The sequence below is a fragment of the Lichenibacterium ramalinae genome (genome assembly GCF_004137085.1).
Classification (GTDB): domain Bacteria; phylum Pseudomonadota; class Alphaproteobacteria; order Rhizobiales; family Beijerinckiaceae; genus Lichenihabitans; species Lichenihabitans ramalinae.
In genome coordinates, this window is sequence record NZ_QYBC01000002.1 from 364,245 (window position 1) to 388,112 (window position 23,868).

Below are 23,868 nucleotides of genomic sequence, written 5' to 3' on the forward strand. Positions count from 1 at the left end.
CGACATGACGCAAAGGAAAGCATGCGCCCGAGGGCGCTCGCCGGCACGCCGGCCCTGCACCCAGGCACGCGCCACGCCGTTCAAGACGGCCCGGGCAAAAGGCCCGCCGCACCGCGGATCCTTTCGTCCGGCAGGGTGAACGAAGCCTTGCACGGGGACGGTGCCGAGCCCGTCCCCGGGCAGGTCAGCGCAGGATGCCCCGCACGGGATGGAGCGGCGGCGGCACGTCCCGGTCTCCGACCGCCTGCCGCAGGTCGATCTCGACGGTCCGGGTGATGGCGCTCATCGGCACGTCGTAGACCGAGCGCATGAACGGGTCCTCGAGGTGCCGACCGGACTCGTCCAGCGCCAGGAACACGAAGCCGATCACGGCCGAGCCCAGCGGGGTCAGCAGGTTGAGGTCCGGCACGATGCCGAAGGGCAGCATCAGGCAGTAGGCGGTGACGAAGACGCGCGAGAAGGCCGCGTATTGCTGCGGCATGGGGGTGTTGCGGATGCGTTCGAGCCCGCCCTGGGAATCGGTCAGCGCCGTCAGCGTGGTGTTGAGGGACGAGGCTTCGATGCTGTCGAGCCAGCCCTCCCGCCGCGCCGCCAGGAGCAGCTCCGCCATCTCGCGCTGGATGGCGAAGGGCGGGTTCGCCGCCTGGGTCACCCGCGCCAGGGCCTGGTGCGACAGGAAGGGCGCGATGTCGTGGGTCGGGTCCTCGCGGCGCATGAAGCAGCGCAGCGCGTGGGCCCAGGCGATCTGGTGGTGCACCAGGTGGTAGCGCGTCTTTTCGGCCTCGGGGGGCACCACCAGCAGCGTCAGGCCGCGGGCGAAGGAGCGCGAATTGTTGAGCACCGACCCCCACAGCGTGCGGGCTTCCCACCAGCGCGCATAGGCGGTGTTGTTGCGCACGCCGAGGAAGACGGCGAGGCCGGTGCCGAGCAGGGGCAGCGGCAGGCCGGCCGGGACGATCCAGGTCCAGTTCAGCCCCACATAGGCGATGGTCACCAGCGTATCGAGCAGGAACAGCCCGACGAGCGGCCGCCAGACTTCGCGGAGCGTGTCGGTGATGCGGAACCGGTCGACGACGACCATCAGGCGTTCGCCTTGCGCTTCAGGCCCTGGCTTTCCTCGAAGGGGACCATCCGGCCCTGGGCGGCGTCGTGCAGGCTGATCGAGCCCGTCTCGATGTCGTAGACCCAGCCGTGGAGTTCGACCCTGCCGCTCGCGATGCCGGCCGCGACCGCCGGATGGGTGCTGAGGTGCTGGAGCTGGGTGACGACGTTCTGCTCCACCAGCGCCTGGATCTTGTCGTCGCCCTCGAGCTCGGGATGCAGCACCTCGACGACGCTGCGCGCCGCGTGGGCGTTGCGCAGCCAGGACCGCACCGTGGGCATGTTGTCGAGCTTGGCGGGGTCGCGGATCAGGCCCGCCATGGCGCCGCAGTTGGAATGGCCGCAGACCACGATGTCGGTGACGCCGAGCGCCACCACGGCATATTCCACGACCGCCGACACGCCCCCCATCATCTCCCCGTAGGCCGGGACGATGTTGCCGATGTTGCGGCACACGAAGAGGTCGCCCGGCTCCGTCTGGGTGATCATCTCGGGCACGACGCGGCTGTCCGCGCAGGTGATGAACAGGATGCGGGGGTTCTGCCCCTTGGCGAGTTCCTCGAACCGCTCGCGGCGCTCGGGGAAGACGTTGTCGCGGAACTCGCGCACGCCGTCGAACAGACGCTCGACGGGGTCCTCGGCGACGGCCGGCGAGGGAACGGGCTGGGATTCGGACATGGAAAGCCTCCGGGACGAAACGGGCAGGACCGCTGCGGGGGTCGAGGCCAGGATCCGCGCTGCACTGCGACATGGCAATGCGGAAACGACGCGCCGGGTTCTGGCCCGGAACCGGCCGCACCGGGCCGGCACCTCCGGTCCGACCGGGATCCCGTTGACGCCGCGACGGTTTCCCGCCCGCCCGGCGGGCCCATGAAGTTTTGTCCACCTCCGGCCCGGCGGCGGCGGGCCGCCGCGATGCCGCAGCGGGGCCGCTATCGCCCAGGCGCGGGCGAACACCCATTTGAGGGGACAGAGGCCGGTGGAACGCCACCGGTCCCAGCAGGGACGGCTTCAGGTTTGACCGAGACGATGAGGCTGCTGATCGCCGAAAGCGAACCGCCGGAGGCGCGCGACGCCCGGCGGGCAGCGACGGGCAAGAGCAGCGGCGAAACCTATGTGGCGGCGCTGCGGACGCTCGTGCCCGACGCCAGCTTCGACCTGCACCAGCCGGCCGAACCGGGCGGCCTGCCGGCGGCGCTGGCCGACTACGACGGCGTGTTCCTGTCGGGCTCGCCCCTGCACGTCTACCACGACGACCACGCCGTCCGGGCCAATGTCGAGTTCATGCGGGCGGTCTTCGCCGCCGGGGTGCCGAGCTTCGGCTCCTGCGCGGGGCTGCACCTCGCCGTGGCGGCGGCAGGCGGGTCGGTGCGGCGCAACCCGGACGGCCACGAGGTGGGGTTGGCGCGCCGCATCGTGCCCACGGCCGAAGGCGCGCGCCATCCGCTGCTGGCCGGCCGACCCGCCGCCTTCGATGCCCCGGCCGTGCACGGCGACGAGGTCGAGACCCTGCCCCCCGGCGGGGCGCTGCTGCTCGCCGGCAATGCCGTCTCCCCGGTGCAGGCCGCCGAGATCCGGCACGGCGCCGGCGTCTTCTGGGGCGTGCAATACCACCCCGAACTGCCGCTCGAGGAACTCGCCCAGGCCATCCGCCGCCAGGCGGGGGAGCTCGTGGAGCGCGGCCTCGCCCGGGACGAGGGATCCGTCGAGGACCAGGCCGCGCTGTTCGAGGGCCTCGGCCGCGAGCCCGACAGGCTGGACCTCGCCTGGCGTCTCGGCGTCGACCGCGAGATCACCGAGCAGGCGCGGCGTCAGCGCGAACTCGCCAACGTGCTGGCATCGCTCGTCAGGCCCACGCAGTCGCGGCGGGGCCGGGCCTGAAAAACGTGGGATAAAGTCCCACATTCTGCGCCCCGTTCCACGTTTCGGCCGTGTTTCCCCACGACACCCGGCCGGGAACGGACGGGACGGGACCTATGGCGACGGGCATGAGGGACTTCGGAGCCGCGCTGTTGCTCGCCGCGGTGGCAACGGTCTTCGTGTTCCATGCCGGTCTGCCCGCCCTCCCCCGCGACGGCCTCGACCCGTCCTGGGTCGCCGTGATGGGCGAAGCCGCCGACCGGCCCGCGCGCTGGGGCGTCGACACCGCCTTCACCTACGGCCCGGCCTCGCCCGTCGTGTCGGGCTACGCCAACAACGCCTACCTCGGCCGGACGCTGCCCCTGCAGGTCGGCTTCGCGGCGCTGTTCGGCACCTGCGCGGCCCTGGTGCTGGCGGGAGGGTCGGGCCGCCGCGCCCTGGCCGGAACGCTCGCCTGCGGCGTCGTGCTGGCGGCGGCCCGCGGCATGCCGGACGCACTCTTCCTCGCCCTGCCGATGCCGGTGCTGCTCCTGGCGCTGCGGGACGCGCCGCGGCGCGGCACCGTCGCGGCGACGCTGGCCGGGGCCTTCGGCCTGGGGCTGTCCGGCATGGTCAAGATGAGCTTTCCGCTCGCGGCCCTGCCGCTGCTGGCGCTGGCCGACGCCGCGGTCCTGCGCCGCCGGCGGCCGCCGCTCCTGCTGGGCAGCTTCGCGCTGGGCGTCGTGGCGGGGGCGTTGCTCTACGGGCAGCGCCTGTCCGACCTGCCCGCCTACATCGCCCTGCAGGGCGAGGAGGTGGTGGGCTATGCCGCCGCCATGGCGATCGACGGGCCCGATTGGGACCTCGTTCCCTTCCTGGTCTTGGCGCCCGCCCTGGTGGTGGCCCTGGCCGTCGCCGGGCGCGGGCCGGGGCGACGCGCGGCGGCCCTCGGCCTCGCCGTCGCGCTGCTGGTGCTGTTCAAGGCCGGGTTCATCCGCCACGACCTCCATTCCGCCATCGCCTGGACGGGCTCGTGCCTGCTCGGCACGCTCGTCGCCTGGGCGCGCCTGCCCCGCCGCGGCGCGGTCGCCGTCACGGCCGCCGCCCTGGCCGTGGTGCTGGTCTACCTGCCGGTCATGACGGTGCGGCAGAGCGTGCGCCAGGGCCGCGCCGCCGCCCTGGCGAACCTCTACGGCACCTGGCTGGTGGCGGACCCGGCCCGCACGCTGGCGTCGGAGGCGGAACTGCTGCTGCGTCCCGCGGCCTTCCGGGAGCGCCTCGCCCGCGACAAGGCCGCGGCCTGGGCGGGGATCGCCGCCGCCGGGCCGCTCGACGCCCTGCCCGGCCCCGTCGACATCATCCCGTCGCTGCAGACCCGGGTGCTGGCGGCGGGGCTCGACTACCGGGGGCGGCCGAGCTTCCAGGAATACTCCACCTACACGGCGGGCCTCGCCGCCGCCAACCGGGCCTTCCTGGAGGGCGACCGCGCCCCGCGGTGGGTGCTGTTCGGGCCCGAACTGCCGCTCGGCGTCATGGCGCTCGACAACCGCTTTCCGGCCTTCGCCGAGGGCACGCTGTGGCGCGACCTGCTCGGCCGCTACCGCCCGGTCCGCCGCATCGGCGCGCTGGTGGCGCTGGAGCGCCGCGCCGTGCCGGTCCCGGTGCCGGAAGGGCCGGCACGGGACGGCGTCGCGGCTTTCGGCGCCTTCGTCCCGGTGCCGGAAGACGGGCCGCTCTGGGCGACGCTCGACGTCCGCCTCAACCTCGCCGGCCGGGTCCTGTCGGCCCTGTTCCGGCCGCCGCTGCTCACCCTGGCGGTGCGGCTCGGCGACGGCGGCGAGCGGCGTTTCCGGCTCGTGCCGGCCCTCGCCGCCGGCGGCTTCCTGCTGACGCCGCTCGTCGACAACGCTTCGGACTACGAAGCCCTGGCGGCGGGCGAGGCCGCCGGAGCGGGCCGGCGCGTCACCGCCGTGGCGGTGGAGGCGTCCAGCGCCGGGCGCTGGTTCTTCGCCGCCGACATCCGCCTGACGCTGCGCGCCCTCGACCTGTCGGGCCTCGCCGCGGCGCCATCCGGCGCGCCGGCGCCCGCCGGCACGCCCGCGTCCCTGCCGCCGGTGCTGAGCCTGCCGCTCCGGGCCTGGCCGGTCGCGGGCGGACGGCGGCACGTGGTGCTGCGCTTCGGGCTCGGCGACGCGGCGCCGGCCGGGCCGGTCTGCTTCGCCGCCATGGCGGCGGACGGCCGCCGGGAGGACCTGCTGCGGCGCTGCCTCGACGCCGCCGACGGGCGGCGCGGGCCCGAGACAGCGGCGCTCGACCTCCCCGACGCCGTCACCGAGCTCGCCCTCGAAACGCACTGCGCGGCGGGCCGGTCCTGCGGCGGCGCCTGGGGCTGGACGGCACCGGACGGGAGCGCCGCCTCCGTCCCGCCCGGAGCGCTGCCGTGATGCGGCCCCCCGGGGGAGCCGCGGTTTCGCCGGAATCGCTGCGGATAAGCGGGGAGCCCCCACCAAACCGATCGCCGCCCCATGCCCGACCCCCGCACCCGGTTGTTCCTCGTCACCGCGCCCGTCGCCTCGGCCGCCGAGGCCCGGCCGGCGATCGCGGCGGCGCTGGCCGGCGGCGACGTCGCCTGCCTGCTGCTGCGCCTCGCGCCCGCGGCCGAGCGCGACCGCAAGGACGCCGTGAAGGGCCTCGCCGCCGCCGTGCAGGACGCCGGCACGGCGCTGCTGCTCGAGGACCCGCGCCTCGTGGCCCACACGGGCGCCGACGGCGTCCACGCGGCCGGGGCCGACGAGCCTTTCGCGGCAGCGCTCGACGCCATGAAGCCCGACCGCATCGTCGGCGTCGGGACGCTCGCCTCGCGCGACGACGCCATGCGGGCCGGCGAGGCGGGGGCCGACTACCTGATGTTCGGCGACGCGGGTTTCGCCGCGGACGGACCCTCCGTCGAGGAGGTCGCCGACGCCGCCGGCTGGTGGGCGGGGATCTTCAACGTGCCCTGCGTGGCCTTCGCCCGCGCGCTCGCCGACGTCGAGATGCTGGCCCTCACCGGCGCGGAGTTCGTGGCGCTCGGCGACGCCGTCTGGGACGACCCCCGCGGGCCCGGGGCCGCCGTGGCCGAGGCCGAAGCCGCCCTCGCCCGCGCCGAAGCCCTGCTCGCCGCGGAGGAGGCCGAAGCGTGACGCGCCCGTCTCTCCTCGCCCTCGCCGTCCTCGCCGTCCCGGTGCCGCTGCTCGGGGCGTCGCTGCCCGCCGCGGCGGCCCCGGTCCCGCCGGTGGGAGGGCCGGCCTCCGCCGTCATGCCGCTCGCCTTCGGCACCCCCGGCGGCGGCGCACCCGTCGCCTTCGGCCGCACCGGCCTGCCCGCGGCCCAGCCCGGCGGCTTCCTGCCCTCGCCCACCAGCCCCGGCGCTTCCGTGGCGACGGCGCGCCCCGGCGTCGACGAGGCCGACCGGGCCTTCGGCGCCTTCCAGCGCGGCTATTTCGCCACCGCCCTCGCCGAAGCCACGGCGCGGCTCGCCAAGACCCCGCAGGACGGCGCCGCCATGACGCTGATCGGCGAAACCTACAGCCAGGGGCTGGCAGTGCGGGAAGACGACGCCGAAGCCGACCGGTGGTTCAAGCTCGCCAGCGACCACGGCAACCGCGAAGGCAGCTTCGCCTACGGCCTGGCCCTGTTGCGCGGCACCGGCGTCCCCAAGGACGTGTCGGCGGCCGTGCCCTACCTGGAGAAGGCGGCGGCCCAGGGCCACGCGGGCGCGCTCTACAACCTCGGCGTCGTGACGCTGGAGGCGGACGTCAAGACGCGCGACTACGGCAAGGCGGCGGACTATTTCCGCCGGGCCGCCGACCTCGGCGACATCGACGCCCAATACGCGCTGGGCAACCTGTACAAGGCCGGCCAGGGCGTGGCGCGCGACCTGCCCCGCGCCGCCGCCCTGTTCAAGCGGGCGGCCGACGCCCGCGACCCCGCCGCGCAACTCGACTATGCCATCATGCTGTTCAACGGCGAGGGCATCCCCAAGGACGAGACCGCCGCCGCCCATTACTTCCGCATGGCGGCCTACGAGGGCAACCCCGTCGCCGCCAACCGCCTGGCGCGGCTCTACGCGGCGGGCCGCGGCCTGCCCAAGGACGGGGTGGAGGCGGGACGCTGGCACCTGCTGGCCCGCGCCGCCGGGATCGCCGACCCGTGGCTCGACGGGGTCCTCGCCGGCCTCACCCCGGCCGACAAAGCCAAGGTGCAGGGCGCGCTGCAGAAGACGCTGTCCAATTGACGGCGCCGGCCAGCCTCGGTCCGGCGGCGACGCCGGAAGACCTCGCCCGGCGCGCCGAGGAGGCCTGCTTCGCCGCATGGCCGGCCCCGCGCGAGGTGCTCATGGACGGCTGGCTGCTGCGGTTCGCCGGCGGCCACACCAGCCGGGCGAATTCGGTCAACATCGTCGGGCCCTCGCGCGAGGGCGCGGCCGGCAAGCTCGCCGCCTGCGACGCGCTGTATCGCGCCCAGGGCCTCCGGCCCATCCTCCGCCTGTCGAGCGCGCAGCCGCAGGCCGACCTCGCGCCGGCGCTCGACGCCGCCGGCTACGGGCCGCCGCGCGACGCCTCCCTGGTGCTGCACGCCGACATCGGCCCGTCCCGGCACGACGCCGGGGGCGCCACCCTGGCCGAAGGCCGCCCGGATTTGGCATGGCGCGCCGCCTCTGACGCCGCCGCCGGCCTCGACGGCACGGGCGCGGCGTGGCGGGAACGCATCCTCGACAGCTTCGCCGTGCCGGTGGCCTTCGCCTCCGTGGCGGTCGCCGGGGAGGTCGCCGCGACGGCGCTCGGCGCCGTCCACGGCGGTCTCGTGTGCCTCAACGCCGTCGCCACCGACCCCCGCCACCGCGGGCGCGGCCTCGCGGCCCGGGCCGTCTCGGCCCTCCTGGCCTGGGCGGCGGAGCGCCAGGGCGCCACGGGCGCCTGCCTCCAGGTCGATGCCGGCAACGCGCCCGCGCTGGCGCTCTACGGGCGTCTCGGTTTCGCCGCCGAACTGTCGCGTTACCATTACCGCGACGCGCCCCGGCCCTGAGCGGCAGGGCGGCCCTGCGCCGGCGAGACTTGCCCCCCCGGCGCTTTCGGTCCACTTGCGGAGGCAAGGCGCACGACGCCATCTCCTCGTTTCCCTGTAGGCCCTTCGATGATCCGCTCCGCCCTGATGAACGTCATGACCGCCGCCGTGCTGAAGGCCGGCCGGGGGCTCAAGCGCGATCTCGGCGAGGTCGAGAATCTGCAGGTCTCGATCAAGGGGCCGGGCGACTTCGTCACCGCCGCCGACAAGCGCGCCGAGAAGACGCTGTTCGAGGAGCTGTCCAAGGCGAGGCCCGGCTACGGCTTCGTCATGGAGGAAGGCGGCACCGTCGAGGGCACCGACCGCAGCCACACCTGGCACATCGACCCGCTCGACGGCACCACCAACTTCATGCACGGCGTGCCGGTCTTCGCCATCTCGGTGGGGCTCGAGCGCGAGGGCCACCTTGTGGCGGGGGTGATCTACAACCCCGCCACCGACGACATGTATTTCGCCGAGCGGGGCCAGGGCGCCTATCTCAACAACCGGCGGCTGCGCGTGGCGGCGCGGCGCGACATCGCCGAGGCGCTGGTGAGCTGCGGCATCCCGGCGCTCGGCCGGGCCTCGCTGCACCCGCGCTTCAAGGCCGAGATGGCGGAGGTGATGGCGCGGGCCGGCGTGCTCCGCCGCTTCGGCGCCGCCGCGCTGGACCTCGCCTACGTGGCGGCCGGCGCCTGCGACGGCTATTGGGAGCGGGGCGTGAAGTCCTGGGACGTCGCGGCCGGCGCCCTGCTGGTGCGCGAGGCCGGCGGCTTCGTGTCGACGGCCGACGGCGGCGACGACCTGCTCGGGGCGGGCTCGATCCTGGCCGGCAACGAACACATGCACCGGGCCCTGCTGGACATCCTCCGCCGGGTGCGGTGACGGCGGGCCGCCCGGGGCGGCCCCGGCAGCGGGGCCGGCGTCCCGGCCGTTAGCCATGAGCGGCGTGCAACTCGCGGGGCGGCGCGAAACCTGTTAAGGCGGGACCGTCCCGTCGCGTACCGCGACACCTCTGGCCCGCGGTCCTTCCCATGGCGACCCGAACAGACCCGTTCCGCCTGTCCTCGCCCAGGATCTTCCTGGTGCGCATGGTGGTGTTCCTGATCCTGGCGGGCTTCGTCGCCCTGATCCTGAACCAGGCCATCGCCCGGGCCTTCATGGCCAACCCGCCGCTCAACGGGCTGATCCTCGGCGTGCTGCTCGTCGGGATCGTGCTGGGGCTGCGCCAGGTGTTCCGGCTGTTCCCGGAGATCCGCTGGGCCAACGGCGTCAACAATCCCGGCGCCCCGGCGGCCCGCCCCCCGGTGCTGCTGGCCCCGATGGCGGCCTTCCTGGCCGATCGCGACGGGGCGCCGACCATCTCCACCGTCACGCTGCGCGCCATCCTCGACTCGATCGGCACGCGCCTCGACGAATCGCGCGAGATCGCCCGCTACCTCACGGGCCTGCTCATCTTCCTCGGCCTGCTCGGCACCTTCTGGGGCTTGCTCGAAACCGTGGGCTCCATCGCCGGCGTCATCCGCAACATGACGACCGGGAGCGACTCCGCCGTGATGTTCGACGACCTGAAGAACGGCCTCGCCGCGCCCATCGCCGGCATGAGCGTCAGCTTCACGTCCTCGCTCTTCGGCCTCGCCGGGTCGCTGGTCCTGGGCTTCCTCGACCTCCAGGCCGGGCAGGCGCAGAACCGCTTCTACAACCAGCTCGAGGACAAGCTGTCGGCCCTGGCGGCGGACGGCCCCGGCGATGCGGCGGCGCTGCCGGTGCCGGTCGGGCCGCAGGCCGGGCTTCCCGCGGACCTGCGCGCCGCGCTCGACCGGATCGCGCTCGGCACCGACCAGTCCAGCAACCGTGCCGCCACCGCCGCCATGGCCAACCTCGCCGAAGGCATCCAGAGCCTCGTGCAGCACATGCGCGGCGAACAGCAGATGATCCGCGACTGGGTCGAGGGCCAGGCCGAACAGAACAAGGAGATGCGCCGCCTGCTCGAGCGCATCGCCCGCGAGTCGGAGGTCCGCTAGCATGGCGCTCGGCCGCACCCGGCGTCCGCAGCGGACCATCGACTACTGGCCGGGCTTCGTCGACGCGCTGTCGACCATGCTGCTGGTCATCACCTTCCTGCTGTCGGTCTTCATGCTGTCGCAGTTCTTCATGTCGCGCGACGTGTCGAGCAAGGATTCCGCCCTGTCCCGCCTCAACCGGCAGATCGAGGAGCTGACGTCGCTGCTGGCGCTGGAGCGTTCGGGCAAGTCCGACACGCAATCGAGCCTCGACGCCCTGCAGGCGACCCTCGAAGCCGCCGACAAGGAGAAGAGCGCGCTGGCGAGCCAGCTCCAGAGCGGCGCCGCGGCCGCGGCTGCGGCCGGTCCGGCGGACGACGCCGCCCGCAAGCTCGATGCCCAGGCCGACGTCGTGTCGAGCGCCATGGCGCGCGTGGACGTGCTGAACCAGCAGATCGCCGCCCTGCGCCGGCAGCTCGCCGCCATCGAGGCCGCCCTCAGCGCCTCCGAATCCCGGGACCAGGAAGCGCAGTCCAAGATCTCCGACCTCGGCGCCCGCCTCAACGTCGCCCTCGCCCAGAAGGTGCAGGAGCTGAACCGCTACCGGTCCGACTTCTTCGGCCGCCTGCGCGAGATCATCGGCAACCGCCCCGGCATCCGAGTGGTGGGCGACCGGTTCGTCTTCGAGTCCTCCGTGCTGTTCGACAGCGGCCAGGCCGTGGTCAAGCCGGCCGGCGACGCCGAACTCGACAAGCTCGCCGGCGCCGCCATCGACCTCGAGCGCGAGATCCCGCCCGGCATCCCCTGGGTGCTGCGCGTCGACGGCCACACCGACCGGCGGCCGATCGTGTCGCCGCAGTTCAAGTCGAACTGGGACCTGTCCGCCCAGCGCGCCATCGCGGTCGTGCAGTATCTCGTCGCCAAGGGCGTGGACCCGCAGCGGCTGGTGGCGGCCGGCTTCGGCGAGTTCCAGCCGATCGACCCCGGCACGAGCGAGGAGGCCATGAGCCGCAACCGCCGCATCGAGCTGAAGCTGACCGAGCGCTGACCGCCGCCCCGCCCCCGCGGCTGCGCGAGGCCGCCGACGCCGACCGACCCGCCATGCTCGACCTGTGGGTGGCGGCCTGGCGCGCCGCCATGCCCGAGATCGACTTCGACGCGCGGCGCTCGTGGTGCGCCGCCCACCTCGACGCGCTGGCCGCCGCGGGGGCGCGCGTCGTCGTGGCCGAGCTGGCCGGCACGGTGGCGGGCTTCGTCACGGTGGACACGCGGCGCGGCCATGTCGACCAGCTCGCCGTCCATCCGGAGGCGCAGGGCAGCGGCGTCGCCGACCGGCTCATCGCCCGCGCCAAAGTCCTCGCCCCCGGCGGGCTCGCGCTCGACGTCAACGCCGTCAATGGTCGAGCCCGGCGCTTCTACGCCCGCCACGGCTTCCGCACCGTCGGCGCCGGCGTCAACGCCCGCTCCGGCCTGCCCACCCTGACGCTGAACTGGCGCCCGGGGGAGGATGGCAGTACCGACCCGGATATTGACTGAGAAAAGGTGTCGGGCCGAATCCGAATCTACGTTTCGCAGTCTCGCCACACATCGCTATTATCTGCATGGATGACGTTCGAGGTCCCTTGACGGGCTGCCCGGACGACAGGCGGACGCCTCCGCGGTGTGGCGGGGTGCAGGCGGGCGTTTCGGCCGGGCGGCAGCGGGAGAATGTTCATGGTATCGAGATCGATCGTCGGTCGCTTTCTCATCCTGGCGGTGCTGCTCGTGTCCCTGGGCGTCATCGCGCAGGCGGCTCTGATCATCTCCCGCGGGCCCAAAGCCGTGGCCAAGGCGTCGACCGGGCCGGACAGGGCCATGGCGGCGGCCCAGACCGCCCCGACGAAGTCCTCGTCGGCCCAGTCTTCCGCGTCCCAGTCTTCCACATCTCAGCCTTCCCTGGCGTCGCTCGGCACCGCGGGCGCCAATGCCGCGACCCCGCCGATGCCCGTCGCCGATGCCCAGGGCGCCGATGCCGCCCCGGTCCGGGTGGTGTATCCCGGCCCGCTCGGCGCCGCGCCCGTGCAGCCGCCGCACAAGATCACCGACGCGGCACCGGCGGTCCCCGCCGCCGCCCCGATGCCCGCCGCCGCCCCGGTCCAGACCGCCGTCGTCGTGGCGCCGCCCGCCACAGCGCCCGTCGACACCGCGCCGGCACCGGTCGCGGCCCCGCCGGTCGTCACCGCCCCGGCGGCGACCCGCGCCACGCCCGCCGTCGTCGTCGCCTCGGCCGATGCCGACGCGCAGCCGGCTCCGTCCGGCCACGGCGTCAACCTCAACAGCGCCTCGATGGAGGAGCTGAACCGGCTCGGCGGCGGCCATATCGGCCATTCCATCATCCAGCACCGCCCCTATCACTCGGTCGAGGACCTCGTGAAGAAGCGGGTCGTGCGCCGCAGCGTCTTCGAGCAGATCAAGAACCAGGTCGCCGCCGACTGACGTCGCCGCCGACCGACCGCCTTAGCGCCCGGTTTCCGAGAGGGCGGCCTCGGCCGCGTCCGGTGCCGCCGCCGCGAAGCCGGCGAGCTGGTGGCGCCCGAACGTGTCCTGCCGTTTGGCATAGGCCCGCGTCTCGGCCTTGCTGCGGGCCACGGCCTCGGCAAGGGACAGCTGCCCGGCGAGATGCGCCAGGAGCGGCGGCACGCCCAGCGCCCGCATCGCCGGCAGGGCCGGATCGAGGGCGCGGTCGCGGAGGCGACGCACCTCGTCGAGCGCCCCCATGTCCATCATGCGGTCGAACCGCGCGTCGATGGAGCCGCGCAGGGCGGCACGCTCGGGCGTCAGCACGACGGCCCGGGCCCGCGACAGCGGCAACACCGGGGCCGAGCGGCTGGCCTGGAAGGCCGCCAGCGGCCGGCCGGTCGCCGCCAGCACTTCGAGCGCCCGGAGCACGCGCTGCGGGTCGGTGGGCCGGAGGCCGCGGCCCGTCAACGGGTCGAGCCGCATGAGGCGGGCGTGCAGCTCGTCGGGCGGCACGCCCTCGGCTTCCGCCCGCACCCGCGCCCGCACGGCCTCCGGCACGGCCGGGATGTCGGACAGGCCCTCCGTCAGCGCCTTGAAGAACAGGCCGGTGCCGCCCACCACCACCGGGAGCAGGCCGGCCGCCCAGGCCCGGCGCAGTTCGGCCGCGGCCTCGCCGAGCCAGAGCCCGACCGAATGGGGCTCGGCGGCGTCGCGGTGCCCGTAGAGCCGGTGCGGCACACGGGCGAGGTCGCCGGCATCGGGCCGTCCCGTGAGGATGGCGAGGTCGCGGTAGACCGCCATGGAATCGGCGTTGACGACGACGCCGCCGCGCCGCTCGGCGATCCGCATCGCCAGGGCGGACTTGCCGCTGGCCGTCGGGCCTGCGATGAGGACTGCCTCTCCCTCCACGTGATCTCCCCACCGATGCCGCAGTCCACCGAGCCTTGTGTCGCGACCGTGCTGGCCCGTAAAGGCCGGGACGAGATCGGGGCCGCGCTGGCCTCGGCCCTGGCGGGTCTCCTGCCCGGTGCCGGCACCCCGGCGTGGCTCGACCCCGGCTTCGTGCTCGACATCCCCTTCGCGGCCGCGCCCGACGACCTTCCCGGCCTCCGGGCCGCGCTCGGCGCGCGGGCCGGCGACGCCCCCCTCGACATCGTGCTGCAGCCCACCGCGGACCGGCGCAAGCGGCTGCTCCTGGCCGACATGGATTCCACCATGATCCACCAGGAATGCATCGACGAACTAGCGGATTTCGCCGGCCTCAAGGCCGAAGTCTCGGCCATCACCGATCGGGCCATGCGGGGCGATCTGCCCTTCGAGCCGGCGCTGCGGGAGCGCGTGGCGCTGCTGCGCGGCCTGCCGCTGTCCAGCGTCGACGCCGTGCTGGCGGAGCGCATCACCGAGGTGCCGGGCGGCGCCGCGCTGGTGCGCACCATGAAGGCCAACGGGGCCTATTGCGCCCTGGTGTCGGGCGGCTTCACCCTGTTCACGGCCGCGGTCGCCGCCAGGATCGGCTTCGACGAGCACCGGTCCAACACGCTGGAGGTGGCGGGCGAGGCGCTGGCCGGCACGGTGGCGGAGCCGATCCTCGGGCGCGCCGCCAAGCGCGACCGGCTCGTCGCGCTGCGGGGCGAACTCGGGCTCGGCCGCGCGGCCGTGATGGCGGTGGGCGACGGCGCCAACGACCTCGCCATGCTGGCCGAGGCGGGCCTCGGCGTCGCCTTCCACGCCATGCCGGCGGTGGCCGCCGCCGCCCATGCGCGCATCGACCACGGCGACCTCGAGGCACTCCTCTTCATCCAGGGCTATACCCGCGCGGAGTTCGTGGCATGACGGACGACACCGACGGCCCGGAGATCAGCGCCCTCTCGGTGGGGCCGGACGAGGCCGGCCAGCGGCTCGACAAGGTGCTGGCCACGCATGCGGCGCGCGAAGAGCTCGGCCTGTCGCGGACGCGGCTGCAGGACCTCATCGGCCAGGGCTTCGTGCGCATCGACGGCGCGGTCGCCACAAACGCCAATGCGAAGCTGCGCGAGGGCGCCCGCATCCTCTTCGAGGTGCCGCCCCCGGTCGATGCGACGCCGCAGCCCGAGGCCATCCCGCTCGACATCGTCTTCGAGGACGACGACCTCATCGTGATCGACAAGCCCGTCGGCCTCGTGGTGCATCCGGCCCCGGGCCACGCTACCGGCACGCTGGTCAACGCCCTGCTGCACCATTGCGGCGCGGGCCTGTCGGGCATCGGCGGCATCCGCCGGCCCGGCATCGTGCACCGCCTCGACAAGGACACGAGCGGGCTGATGGTGGCGGCCAAGACGGAGCGCGCCCACCGCGGCCTCGCCGAAACCTTCGCCGACCACGGCCGCTCGGGCTCGCTGGTGCGCGAATATCTCGCCGGGGTGTGGACGCTGCCCGACCGCAGCTTCGGCACCGTCGACGCCGCGATCGGCCGCCATCCCCACCACCGCGAGCGCATGGCGGTGGTCCCGTCCGCCAAGGGTCGCCACGCCGTGACGCACTGGGCCGTCGAGGAGAAGTTCCCGCCCGTGGCGACGCTGATGCGCTGCCGGCTCGAGACGGGGCGCACCCACCAGATCCGCGTCCACATGGCGGACATCGGCCAGCCGCTGATCGGCGACATGGTCTACGGGGCGGGCTTTAAGACCAAGGCGGCGGCGCTCGACGAGGCCTGCCGCGACGCCATCGCGGCGCTGGGCCGCCAGGCACTGCACGCCGCCGTCCTCGGCTTCGAACATCCGGTGACGGGCGAGGAGAAGCTGTTCGAGAGCCCGCTCCCGGCCGACATGCAGGCGCTGGTCGGGGCGCTGCGCGGCTACGCCGCCAAGTGACGACGGCATCGGGGGCGGCGGCACCGGGTGCCAGCGCCCGTCGCCCCGCCGGAGAGAGGGATCCGGCCGGGGTCGAAGATGCGGGGCTCCAAATCCCCCCTATTCGTCGTCGTCGTGGCGGCCGCCGCGCAGGTTGGTGAACACGGAGGTGAGGTCGACGTCCTCCTCGTCCTCGCCGCCGCGGCCGCGCGAGCTGGAGCCGAAGACCTCTTCCTCGGTGGCCGGGCGCGTCCGCGCCGTGGTGGTTTCGGCCGGCGCCAGCGTCTGCCCGCGGTCCTCGGCGACGGCCGGCCGGTCCTTGGCGGCGCGGTTCACCTCGAAGTCGAGGTCGATCTGCGAGCACAGGCCCAGCGTCACCGGGTCCATCGGCGTCAGCGTGCTGGAATTCCAGTGCGTGCGGTCGCGGATGGCCTGCAGCGTCGTCTTGGTGGTGCCGACGAGGCGCATGATCTGCGCGTCCTTCAGCTCGGGGTGGTTGCGCACCAGCCACAGGATGGCGTTGGGCCGGTCCTGGCGACGCGACAGCGGCGTGTAGCGGGCGCCGCGCGTCTTCTTGGGCGGGGGCAGCCGCACCTTCGGGGGCGCGATGCGCAGGTGGTAGTTGCCGTTCTTCTCGCCGCGCTCGATCTCCTCGCGCAGCAGCTGGCCGGAGGTGATGGGGTCGTGGCCCTTGATGCCGGCCGCCACCTCGCCGTCGGCGATCCCCTTCACCTCGAGCGGGTGCAGCTTGCAGAACTCCGCCACCTGGTCGAAGGTCAGCGACGTGTTCTCGACCAGCCACACGGCGGTGGCCTTGGGCATCAAAGGTGCTTCGCTCATGGTCGCGATCTCCTGGCGCTCTCTCGTGGAGCGCGATGACGGTCGGCGGGCGCGCGTCTGCGCTTCGCCGGGCAGTGAAGCCCGATGACGGCCGGAGCCCGGCGTGTTCCTGCAGTCATGTTGGGGATGAGCACATTATAGTCGCATGCCGGCCCTGCCGCAATGCCGCGGCCGGCCGGATCCCGCGTCTGCGGGCGGCCGCCGCGGGGCAACGAGCGGCGCGGCGCCGGCGGGCGCCCGTCGCCTGCTTGACGCCCCGCCCAAAACATGTGGTGAACTGGCCGGGCTCCGCTCCATCCCGGCCGTTTCCCGCGGGCCGCGCAAGGGACCCTCACACGTGAACTACATCTCGACGCGCGGCACGGCCCCCCGCCTCGGTTTCGACGGCGCGCTCCTGGCCGGCCTCGCGCGCGACGGCGGGCTGTACCTGCCCGAGTCCCTGCCGCGGCTCGATCCCGCCGCCATCGCGGCCCTGGCCGGCCGGCCCTACGCCGACGTCGCCGAAGCCCTCATCTCCCGCTTCACGGGCGATTGTTTCGCGCCCGGCACGCTGCGCGCCATGACGGAGGGGGCCTACGCCACCTTCCGCCACCCCGCCGTGGTGCCGCTGAGCCAGCTCGACGCCAACCTGTTCCTGCTCGAGATCTTCCACGGCCCGACCCTGGCGTTCAAGGACGTCGCCATGCAGCTCCTCGGCCGCATGATGCAGGAGGTGCTGGGGCGCAGCGGCCGGCGCACCACCATCGTGGGCGCCACCTCGGGCGACACGGGCGCGGCCGCCATCGAGGCCTTCCGCGGGCTGCCGGCCGTCGACGTGTTCATCCTCTACCCGCACGGCCGCGTGTCGGACGTGCAGCGCCGGCAGATGACGGGCGTCGACGCGCCCAACATCCACGCCATCGCGGTCGAGGGCACGTTCGACGATTGCCAGGCCATCGTGAAGGCCATGTTCAACCACCACGCCTTCCGCGACGAGATGAACCTGTCGGGCGTGAACTCCATCAACTGGGCCCGCGTGCTGGCGCAGCTCGTGTATTTCTTCACCGGCGCGGTGGCGCTCGGCAGCCCGCACCGGGCCCTGTCCTTCGCGGTGCCGACCGGCAATTTCGGCGATGTGCTGGCGGGGTGGATCGCCAAGGGCATGGGCCTGCCGATCGAGCGGCTCGTCGTCGCCACCAACGAGAACGACATCCTGGCGCGCTGCCTCGCCACCGGCACCTACGCGGTGCAGGGGGTGCGCCCCACCCAGAGCCCTTCGATGGACATCCAGGTCTCGTCCAACTTCGAGCGCCTGCTGTTCGAGGCCTACGGGCGCGACGACGCGGCGGTGCGCGGCCTCATGGCGGGGCTCGCCCAGTCGGGCAGCTTCACGGTCGCGCCCGGCCCCCTGGAGCGCATCCGCGGCGAGTTCGACGCCGTGCGGGTCGACGAGGACGAGACGCAGGCCGAGATGCGCCGCACCTTCCGCGATGCCGGCGTGGTGCTGGACCCGCATACGGCGGTGGGCGTCGTGGCGGCGCGCGACGCGTTGAAGCGCGACCCCGCCACCCCGGTCGTGGTGCTGGGCACGGCGCATCCGGCGAAGTTCCCCGATGCGGTGGAGCGCGCCACCGGCCAGCGCCCCGCCCTGCCGGCCCACCTCGCCGACCTGCTCGACAGGCCCGAGCGCTTCACCGTGCTGCCCAATGCCGTCGCGGCCGTCGAGGGCTTCATCCGCGAGCGTTCCGGCGGCGAGGCCGCCCGTTGACGGCCCGCATCACCACCCTGCCCTCGGGCCTGCGGGTCATCACCGACGCCATCCCCCACATGCACACGACCTCGCTCGGCCTGTGGGTGGGGATCGGCTCGCGGCACGAGACCGAGGCCGAGCACGGCCTGTCGCATTTCCTCGAACACATGGCGTTCAAGGGCACGCGCCGCCGCTCGGCCCGCCGCATCGCCGAGGAGATCGAGGGCGCGGGCGGCGACATCAACGCCGCCACCTCGACCGAGCAGACCGCCTATTACGCCCGCGTGCTGCCCGGCGACGCGCCGCTGGCGCTCGACATCCTGTCCGATATCCTGACCGACAGCGCCTTCGACCCCGTCGAGATCGAGCGCGAGAAGGAGGTGGTGCTCCAGGAGCTCGGCGCCGTCGAGGACGTGCCGGACGACCTCGTCTTCGAGCTCTTCACCGAACACGCCTATCCGGGCCAGCCGATCGGCCGGCCGATCCTCGGCACGCCGGCCGGCGTCAAGCGCTTCGACCGCGACGCCGTGAAGGGCTTCCTCGAGCGCCGCTACCGGGCCGACCAGACGGTGATCGCCGCCGCCGGAGCCGTCGACCACGACACGGTGGTGGCCGAGGTCGAGCGGCGCTTCGCCGCGCTGCAGAACCTGACCGGCCCCGCGACCCCGGCGGCCAGCTACCGGGGCGGCGACATCCGGCTGAAGCGCCGGCTGGAGCAGGCCCACATCGTGATCGGCTTCGAAGGCCTGTCGTTCCACGACCCGCGCCGCTATGCCGCCCACGTCTTCTCCCACGCGCTCGGGGGCGGCATGTCGTCCCGCCTGTTCCAGGAGGTGCGCGAGGAGCGCGGCCTCGCCTACACGATCAACAGCTTCGACTGGACCTACGCCGACACGGGGCTCTTCGGCTTCTACGCCGCGACCGGCGCCTCCAACGTGGCCGAACTCGTGCCCGTGGCGCTCGACTGCATGGCCGAGACCACGGCGACGCTGACCGCCGAGGAGGTCGAGCGTGCCAAGGCGCAGCTGAAGGTGTCGCTGCTGGTGGCGATGGAGTCCTCCTCGTCGCGCGCCGAACAGATCGCCCGCCAGCACATGGCCTACGGGCGCCTCATCGGCGCGGACGAGATCCTGCGCGAGGTCGACGCCGTCACGGTGGAGTCGGCGCGGGCGGCGGGCGCCGCCATGATCCGCTCGGCCCCGACCGTGTCGGCCATCGGCCCGGTCGGCAAGGTGCCGGGCCCGGACGCCGTCGCGGCCCGGCTGGGTTCCGCCGCGGGACCCGCATCGTCCCGGCTGCGGTCCGGCTCGGCGGATCCGACGGGTGGATCGAGGCACTGACGCCATGGCGCTGTTCCGGCTGGGACCGAGCTTCGACGCCGCCACGCTGGTGCGGGGCGAGGGCGTCTACCTCCGGCCGGCCGAGATGCGCGACTTCGACGCCTGGGCGTCGCTGCGCGAGCGCTCCCGGCAGTTCCTGACGCCGTGGGAGCCGATCTGGCCGACCGACGACCTGACGCGCGCCGCCTTCCGCCGCCGCATCCGCCTCCACGCCGAGGAGATGAGCCGCGACGAGGCCTTCCCGTTTCTGGTGTTCCGCGACGACGACACGCTGCTGGGCGGCCTGACGGTGGGGCAGATCCGCCGCGGCGTCGCCCAGACGGCGACGCTGGGCTATTGGATGGGCCACCCCCACGCGGGCCGGGGCTACATGAGCCGGGCCGTTCGGGCCGCCTCGGGCTTCGTCTTCGGCTCGTTGCGCCTGCACCGCCTCGAGGCCGCCTGCCTGCCCCACAACGAAGCCTCGATGCGGCTGCTGCAGAGCGTCGGCTTCCAGAAGGAGGGCTACGCCCGCGCCTACCTCCGGATCGCGGGCCGCTGGCAGGACCACGTCCTCTTCGCCCTGCTCGACTCCGACCCCGTCGCCCCGCCGCGGCGGCCGCTGGGGTGAGGGCGCGCTGCAGCGAGCGGCATGACGGCCCGGGGCCCTGACACAATGCCCTAGCGAGACCCCATGACACCGGCGGACTTCGTTCGGAAGTGGAATGACAGCACGCTCCCGCGAGCGCCAGGGCGCACGGTCCTCCACCGATCCTCTTGTCCCCCGATGGCGAGACGGGATCGCCCCTACCCCCAGGTCCGCTCCAGCACCCCCAGCCAGTTCTCAGCTCCGATCTTGCGCAGCAGCTCGTCGCCGTAGCCCGCGCCCCGCAGGTGATCGAACAGGGCGGGGAGCCCCGCCGCGCTGCCGATGGCGGCCGGCACGGCGGCACCGTCGAAGTCGGAGCCCAGCGCCACGCCGTCCTCGCCGAGGTGTTCCAGCAGGGCGTCGAGGTGGCGGCGCAGCACGTCGAGGTCGGTGTCCGACCGCATGGCGCCGTCCGGGCGCAGGAACGAGCAGGCGAAGTTGAGCCCCACGAGGCCGCGGCTGGCGCGGATGGCGTCGAGCTGCCGGGCGGTCAGGTTGCGCGACGAGGCGCAGAGCGCGTGGACGTTGGAATGGCTCGCCACCAGGGGCGCGTCGGTGAGTTCCGCCACGTCCCAGAAGCCGCGCTCGTTCAAGTGCGACAGGTCGACCATGATGCGCCGGGCGTTGCAGGCCCTGACCAGGGCGCGGCCGGCCTCCGTCAGGCCCGGCCCGATGTCGCCGTCGCTGGGAAAGCGGAACGGCACGCCGTGGGCGAAGGCGTTGGGCCGGCTCCACACGAGGCCGAGCGAGCGCAGCCCCGCGGCGTGCAGCACGTCCAGCATGGCGAGGTCGGGGTCGATGGCCTCGGCCCCCTCGACGTGCATCACGGCGGCGATGCGCCCGGACGCCATGGCGGCGCGGATCTCGCCGACGTCGCGGCAGACCGCGAGGTCGTCCGGATAGGCGCGCTCCAGCCTGAGCAGGATCGACAGCATGCCGACCGTGGAGGTGCGGGCCGGCTCCAGCGCCAGTTCGGCCGGCATCGGCCGGTCGGTGTAGGATTTCGGCGCCGGCGGGCCGTCCTCGCGCAGCGGCGGCGGGAACACGGCGAAGAGCCCACCCGCGAAGCCGCCCGCGCGGGCGCGCGGCAGGTCGATGTGGCCCTTGGGGTCGCCGGCGAAGAGCTGCTCGGGCGAGCGCTCCCGGTGCAGGGCGAAGCGCAGCAGCATGTCGTTGTGGCCGTCGAAGACCGGGATCGGGGCGGGGTCGGGCATGGGCGTCCGGCTCTGAGGCGGCGTGGCCCCCCATCATCGGGACCGGACGGGCGCCCGGCAAGGGCGCAAGCCGCGCGCTTCTGCCGCCCGCGGGAGAACGGCGTCCCGCTACTCCACCTGCTCGCCCGGGTAGACGCCCCACAGGTTGCTCTGCTGCTCGTAGCCGTCGAAGCCGTCGCCGTAGATGCGGCACCATTGGCCGTCGCACTTCTTCACGCTGCCGATGACGCCCGACTGGAGGTTGGCCACCACCTCGCCGTCGGCCCGGGGCTGGCGATAGAGCGGCATGGTCTGCTCCTTCTTCCAGGGCGCCACCAGCGCGGTGCGGCGGCCGGACAGCAGCGAATGCAGCACCCAGCCCTCGGAACCCTCGGAGTCGCGGATCTTGCGCCAGGTGTCGAACTCGGCCGTCACCTCGACGGGCAGGCCCGCGCGCTCGAAGACCCAGGAGGAGCGGTGCTCCTTCGAGGGCCCCTCGCGCAGGTTGACCCGGTCCGACTTCAGGCTGACGTAGCGCGGCACCGGCAGGCCCGTCATGGGGCCCTTCTGGTCGAGGGCGGCGGCGCCCGCCCCGCTGCCGAAGGCGGCCGCCAGCAGGGCCGCCAGCGCGGCGGCGGCCGCTCGGCAACCGGAGATGCGGGGCGGCGGGGACTGGCGCATGGGGAACGTCCTCGGGCGGGATCGGAAACCCGACCCCTCGTGTCGACACGGCGGTTATGGGCTACGATCAAAGGCCGGCAGGGTTAAGGCGGGGTGAAGCCGCCCCACCCGGAGCGGGCGGAGGAGGATCGTCGACGCCATGGCCAGGAAACCCTTCGTCGTCGTCACCCGCAAGCTGCCCGAGCGCATCGAGACGCGGATGCGGGAATTGTTCGACGCCCATCTCAACCTCGACGACGAACCCATGGCGCCCGCCAACCTCGCCGTCGCCATGGCGGAAGCCGAGATCCTGGTCCCCACGGTGACGGACCGCATCGACGCGGGCCTCATCGAGGCGGCCGGGCCGCAGCTCAAGCTCATCGCCAACTTCGGCACCGGCACCGACAACATCGACGTCGACGCCGCCCACAAGCGCGGCATCGTGGTCACCAACACGCCGGGCGTCCTCACCGAGGACACCGCCGACATGACGATGGCGCTGATCCTCGCGGTGGCGCGGCGGGTCGTGGCGGGCGCCGGCGTCATCCCGGCGGGCGAATGGAACGGCTGGTCGCCGACCTTCATGCTGGGCAGCCGCATCACCGGCAAGCGGCTCGGCATCGTCGGCATGGGCCGCATCGGCCAGGCGGTGGCGCGGCGCGCCAAGGCCTTCGGCCTGTCCATCCACTACCACAACCGCCGCCGCCTCGCCGGCGACATCGAGGAGGGCCTGGAGGCGACCTACTGGGACTCGCTCGACCAGATGCTGGCCCGCATGGACATCGTGTCGGTCAACTGCCCCCACACGCCCGCCACCTATCACCTGCTGTCCGCCCGCCGCCTGAAGCTGCTGCGGCCCCAGGCGGTGCTGGTCAACACGGCCCGCGGCGAGATCATCGACGAGGCCGTGCTGACCCGGATGCTGGAGGCCGACGAGATCGCCGGGGCGGGCCTCGACGTCTTCGAACACGAGCCGGCCGTGCCCAACAAGCTCGTCCGCCTCGCCCGCGCCGGCAAGGTGACGCTGCTGCCCCACATGGGCTCGGCCACGGCGGAGGGGCGCATCGAGATGGGCGAGAAGGTGCTGGTCAACATCCGGGCCTTCGTGGACGGCCACCGTCCGCCCGACCGCGTGCTGCCCTCGATGCTGTGAGGGGCGGAACGCCGGCGCGCCCGGCCGTGGTTTCGGCCCGGCCCCGGCCCGATTCTGGCCCGATGATTGCGTTAGGGTTTCCGCATTAGGCTCGACCGCGATGACGCTTTCGCCCGCCCGCCACGCCTCGACCGCGCTTCGCCGCGCCCCCGCCCGGGGGGCCGGATGAGCGGCGCGCCCGGCCGCGACGCGCGAGGGCCGGCGCTGCGGGCCCGCTTCGTCCTGCACATCCACGGGCTGGAGCGGGCGCCCGACGCGGGGTCCGCCGCGCCCGACAACTACCCGCCCTACGACCTCGTGCGCCTGCGGCGGCCGGACGGCGACAGGCTCCTCCTGGTGCTGGCGGTGGCGGGCTTCGCCCCGGAGCGGCTTGAAATCACCGTCGCCGGGGACCAACTTTCCATCAGCGGGGAGGGAACCGGCGACGGCGATCCGAACCGGTTCCTGTATCGCGGCATCGCGGCCCGCCGCTTCCGACGGGCGTTCCGCCTGGCGCCGGGCCTCGAAGTCCTGAGCGCCGAACTCGACCGCGGCCTCCTGTCGATCCTGCTGGCGATCCGGCCCACCGACCGCGTCGACCGCACGATCGTCATCGGGCCCGGAAGCCTATGAGGAAAACCATGTCCGAGTCAGATCTGCCCCTGTCCACCGACGAATTCGCCCATCTCGGCCAGGGCGACATCGCCTACGTCAAGGCGATCCGCTCGGACGAGGTGCCGGCCCTGTTCCCGCAGGCGCCCTCCATCCAGCCCGGCCTCGACCTCTACATGCTGCTCGGCGCCGACGGCGTCCCGATCCTGCTGACGGACAGCCGCGAGACGGCCCTCGCCAATGCTTCCGAGAACCAGCTCGAGACCGTCAGCGTCCATTGACGCGACACCCCGGCCCCGCGTGACCGTTCTGCGACACGCGGTCCGCCGGCCGGCCCCGGTCGAACCCCGGACGGGGCGGGACGTTGGGGAGTCCTCCG

Annotated in this window: 24 protein-coding genes; 18 read left to right on the top strand and 6 right to left on the bottom strand. The window is 73.7% G+C overall.

What is annotated here, in order from left to right:
• Nucleotides 1–184: 184 nt before the first annotated feature.
• Both D3272_RS03995 and D3272_RS04000 read right to left on the bottom strand, forming a co-directional pair.
• Nucleotides 185–1,081 (bottom strand): bestrophin family protein, encoded by an 897-nt coding sequence (locus D3272_RS03995; protein WP_129217832.1) that lies wholly within the window; start codon nucleotides 1,079–1,081, stop codon nucleotides 185–187.
• Nucleotides 1,081–1,779, bottom strand: a complete 699-nt coding sequence (locus D3272_RS04000; RefSeq protein ID WP_129217833.1) for a carbonic anhydrase — start codon at nucleotides 1,777–1,779, stop codon at nucleotides 1,081–1,083. Before D3272_RS04000 ends, D3272_RS03995 begins: the two co-directional genes overlap by 1 nt.
• Nucleotides 1,780–2,130: 351 nt before the next feature.
• Between D3272_RS04000 and D3272_RS04005 the strand changes: the two genes are divergently transcribed.
• The 10 genes from D3272_RS04005 to D3272_RS04050 all read left to right on the top strand — a co-directional run bounded on the left by D3272_RS04005 (nucleotide 2,131) and on the right by D3272_RS04050 (nucleotide 12,503).
• The gene (locus D3272_RS04005) at nucleotides 2,131–2,982 is read left to right on the top strand and encodes a type 1 glutamine amidotransferase (protein ID WP_129217834.1); all 852 of its coding nucleotides are present in this window, start codon (nucleotides 2,131–2,133) and stop codon (nucleotides 2,980–2,982) included.
• Between the two features lie 107 nt (nucleotides 2,983–3,089).
• Entirely contained in the window at nucleotides 3,090–5,384 is a 2,295-nt protein-coding gene (locus D3272_RS04010; protein ID WP_129217835.1) for a hypothetical protein, read from the top strand.
• An 81-nt stretch (nucleotides 5,385–5,465) separates the two neighbouring features.
• Nucleotides 5,466–6,122, top strand: coding sequence for a thiamine phosphate synthase (locus tag D3272_RS04015; RefSeq protein WP_129217836.1), 657 nt, complete (start codon nucleotides 5,466–5,468; stop codon nucleotides 6,120–6,122).
• On the top strand, nucleotides 6,119–7,216 hold the full coding sequence (locus D3272_RS04020; RefSeq protein ID WP_129217837.1) for a tetratricopeptide repeat protein: 1,098 nt from the start codon (nucleotides 6,119–6,121) through the stop codon (nucleotides 7,214–7,216). Before D3272_RS04015 ends, D3272_RS04020 begins: the two co-directional genes overlap by 4 nt.
• Nucleotides 7,213–8,007, top strand: coding sequence for a GNAT family N-acetyltransferase (locus D3272_RS04025; RefSeq protein ID WP_129217838.1), 795 nt, complete (start codon nucleotides 7,213–7,215; stop codon nucleotides 8,005–8,007). The genes D3272_RS04020 and D3272_RS04025 overlap by 4 nt, the downstream gene beginning before the upstream one ends.
• Nucleotides 8,008–8,115: 108 nt before the next feature.
• Nucleotides 8,116–8,910: an inositol monophosphatase family protein gene (locus tag D3272_RS04030; protein ID WP_129217839.1), complete on the top strand. Its 795-nt coding sequence runs from the start codon at nucleotides 8,116–8,118 to the stop codon at nucleotides 8,908–8,910.
• Nucleotides 8,911–9,059: 149 nt separating this feature from the next.
• Entirely contained in the window at nucleotides 9,060–10,049 is a 990-nt protein-coding gene (locus D3272_RS04035) for a flagellar motor protein MotA (RefSeq protein WP_129217840.1), read from the top strand.
• A 1-nt stretch (nucleotide 10,050) separates the two neighbouring features.
• Entirely contained in the window at nucleotides 10,051–11,076 is a 1,026-nt protein-coding gene (locus D3272_RS04040) for a peptidoglycan -binding protein (protein ID WP_129217841.1), read from the top strand.
• A gap of 53 nt (nucleotides 11,077–11,129) precedes the next feature.
• A complete protein-coding gene (locus tag D3272_RS04045; RefSeq protein ID WP_129217842.1) occupies nucleotides 11,130–11,564 on the top strand; it encodes a GNAT family N-acetyltransferase in 435 nt (144 codons plus the stop codon).
• Between the two features lie 177 nt (nucleotides 11,565–11,741).
• A complete protein-coding gene (locus D3272_RS04050; protein ID WP_129217843.1) occupies nucleotides 11,742–12,503 on the top strand; it encodes a helix-hairpin-helix domain-containing protein in 762 nt (253 codons plus the stop codon).
• A gap of 21 nt (nucleotides 12,504–12,524) precedes the next feature.
• On the opposite strand, the gene miaA is transcribed toward D3272_RS04050, so the two are convergent.
• On the bottom strand, nucleotides 12,525–13,436 hold the full coding sequence (miaA, locus tag D3272_RS04055) for a tRNA (adenosine(37)-N6)-dimethylallyltransferase MiaA (RefSeq protein ID WP_129217844.1): 912 nt from the start codon (nucleotides 13,434–13,436) through the stop codon (nucleotides 12,525–12,527).
• 15 nt (nucleotides 13,437–13,451) lie between these two features.
• Here miaA and serB point away from each other — a divergent pair, with 15 nt between their 5' ends.
• Nucleotides 13,452–14,360, top strand: coding sequence for a phosphoserine phosphatase SerB (gene serB, locus D3272_RS04060; protein WP_129217845.1), 909 nt, complete (start codon nucleotides 13,452–13,454; stop codon nucleotides 14,358–14,360).
• Nucleotides 14,357–15,376 carry an RluA family pseudouridine synthase gene (locus D3272_RS04065; protein WP_129217846.1) on the top strand — a complete coding sequence of 340 codons (1,020 nt, stop codon included), beginning with the start codon at nucleotides 14,357–14,359 and terminating at the stop codon, nucleotides 15,374–15,376. Before serB ends, D3272_RS04065 begins: the two co-directional genes overlap by 4 nt.
• 99 nt (nucleotides 15,377–15,475) lie before the next feature.
• Here the strand turns inward: D3272_RS04065 and D3272_RS04070 are convergent, their stop codons facing one another.
• Nucleotides 15,476–16,195, bottom strand: a complete 720-nt coding sequence (locus D3272_RS04070; protein WP_129217847.1) for a DUF1013 domain-containing protein — start codon at nucleotides 16,193–16,195, stop codon at nucleotides 15,476–15,478.
• A 337-nt stretch (nucleotides 16,196–16,532) separates the two neighbouring features.
• On the opposite strand from D3272_RS04070, the gene thrC reads away from it, so the two are divergent.
• From thrC to D3272_RS04085, 3 genes are read left to right on the top strand one after another with little or no spacing between them, the layout of a single operon-like run.
• Entirely contained in the window at nucleotides 16,533–17,942 is a 1,410-nt protein-coding gene (gene thrC / locus D3272_RS04075) for a threonine synthase (RefSeq protein ID WP_129217848.1), read from the top strand.
• Nucleotides 17,939–19,264, top strand: a complete 1,326-nt coding sequence (locus tag D3272_RS04080; protein WP_129217849.1) for a M16 family metallopeptidase — start codon at nucleotides 17,939–17,941, stop codon at nucleotides 19,262–19,264. Before thrC ends, D3272_RS04080 begins: the two co-directional genes overlap by 4 nt.
• A 4-nt stretch (nucleotides 19,265–19,268) precedes the next feature.
• Nucleotides 19,269–19,874 carry a GNAT family N-acetyltransferase gene (locus D3272_RS04085; protein WP_129217907.1) on the top strand — a complete coding sequence of 202 codons (606 nt, stop codon included), beginning with the start codon at nucleotides 19,269–19,271 and terminating at the stop codon, nucleotides 19,872–19,874.
• Between the two features lie 176 nt (nucleotides 19,875–20,050).
• On the opposite strand, the gene D3272_RS04090 is transcribed toward D3272_RS04085, so the two are convergent.
• Both D3272_RS04090 and D3272_RS04095 read right to left on the bottom strand, forming a co-directional pair.
• Nucleotides 20,051–21,106 (bottom strand): dipeptidase, encoded by a 1,056-nt coding sequence (locus D3272_RS04090; RefSeq protein WP_129217850.1) that lies wholly within the window; start codon nucleotides 21,104–21,106, stop codon nucleotides 20,051–20,053.
• A gap of 108 nt (nucleotides 21,107–21,214) precedes the next feature.
• Nucleotides 21,215–21,766 carry an SH3 domain-containing protein gene (locus tag D3272_RS04095; protein ID WP_129217851.1) on the bottom strand — a complete coding sequence of 184 codons (552 nt, stop codon included), beginning with the start codon at nucleotides 21,764–21,766 and terminating at the stop codon, nucleotides 21,215–21,217.
• A gap of 139 nt (nucleotides 21,767–21,905) precedes the next feature.
• On the opposite strand from D3272_RS04095, the gene D3272_RS04100 reads away from it, so the two are divergent.
• The 3 genes from D3272_RS04100 to D3272_RS04110 all read left to right on the top strand — a co-directional run bounded on the left by D3272_RS04100 (nucleotide 21,906) and on the right by D3272_RS04110 (nucleotide 23,770).
• Nucleotides 21,906–22,898 (top strand): 2-hydroxyacid dehydrogenase, encoded by a 993-nt coding sequence (locus tag D3272_RS04100; protein WP_129217852.1) that lies wholly within the window; start codon nucleotides 21,906–21,908, stop codon nucleotides 22,896–22,898.
• A 165-nt stretch (nucleotides 22,899–23,063) separates the two neighbouring features.
• Nucleotides 23,064–23,510: an Hsp20 family protein gene (locus D3272_RS04105; RefSeq protein ID WP_129217853.1), complete on the top strand. Its 447-nt coding sequence runs from the start codon at nucleotides 23,064–23,066 to the stop codon at nucleotides 23,508–23,510.
• Between the two features lie 8 nt (nucleotides 23,511–23,518).
• Complete coding sequence (locus tag D3272_RS04110) at nucleotides 23,519–23,770, top strand: BQ00720 family protein (protein ID WP_129217854.1); 252 nt, start codon at nucleotides 23,519–23,521, stop codon at nucleotides 23,768–23,770.
• Nucleotides 23,771–23,868: the final 98 nt, after the last annotated feature.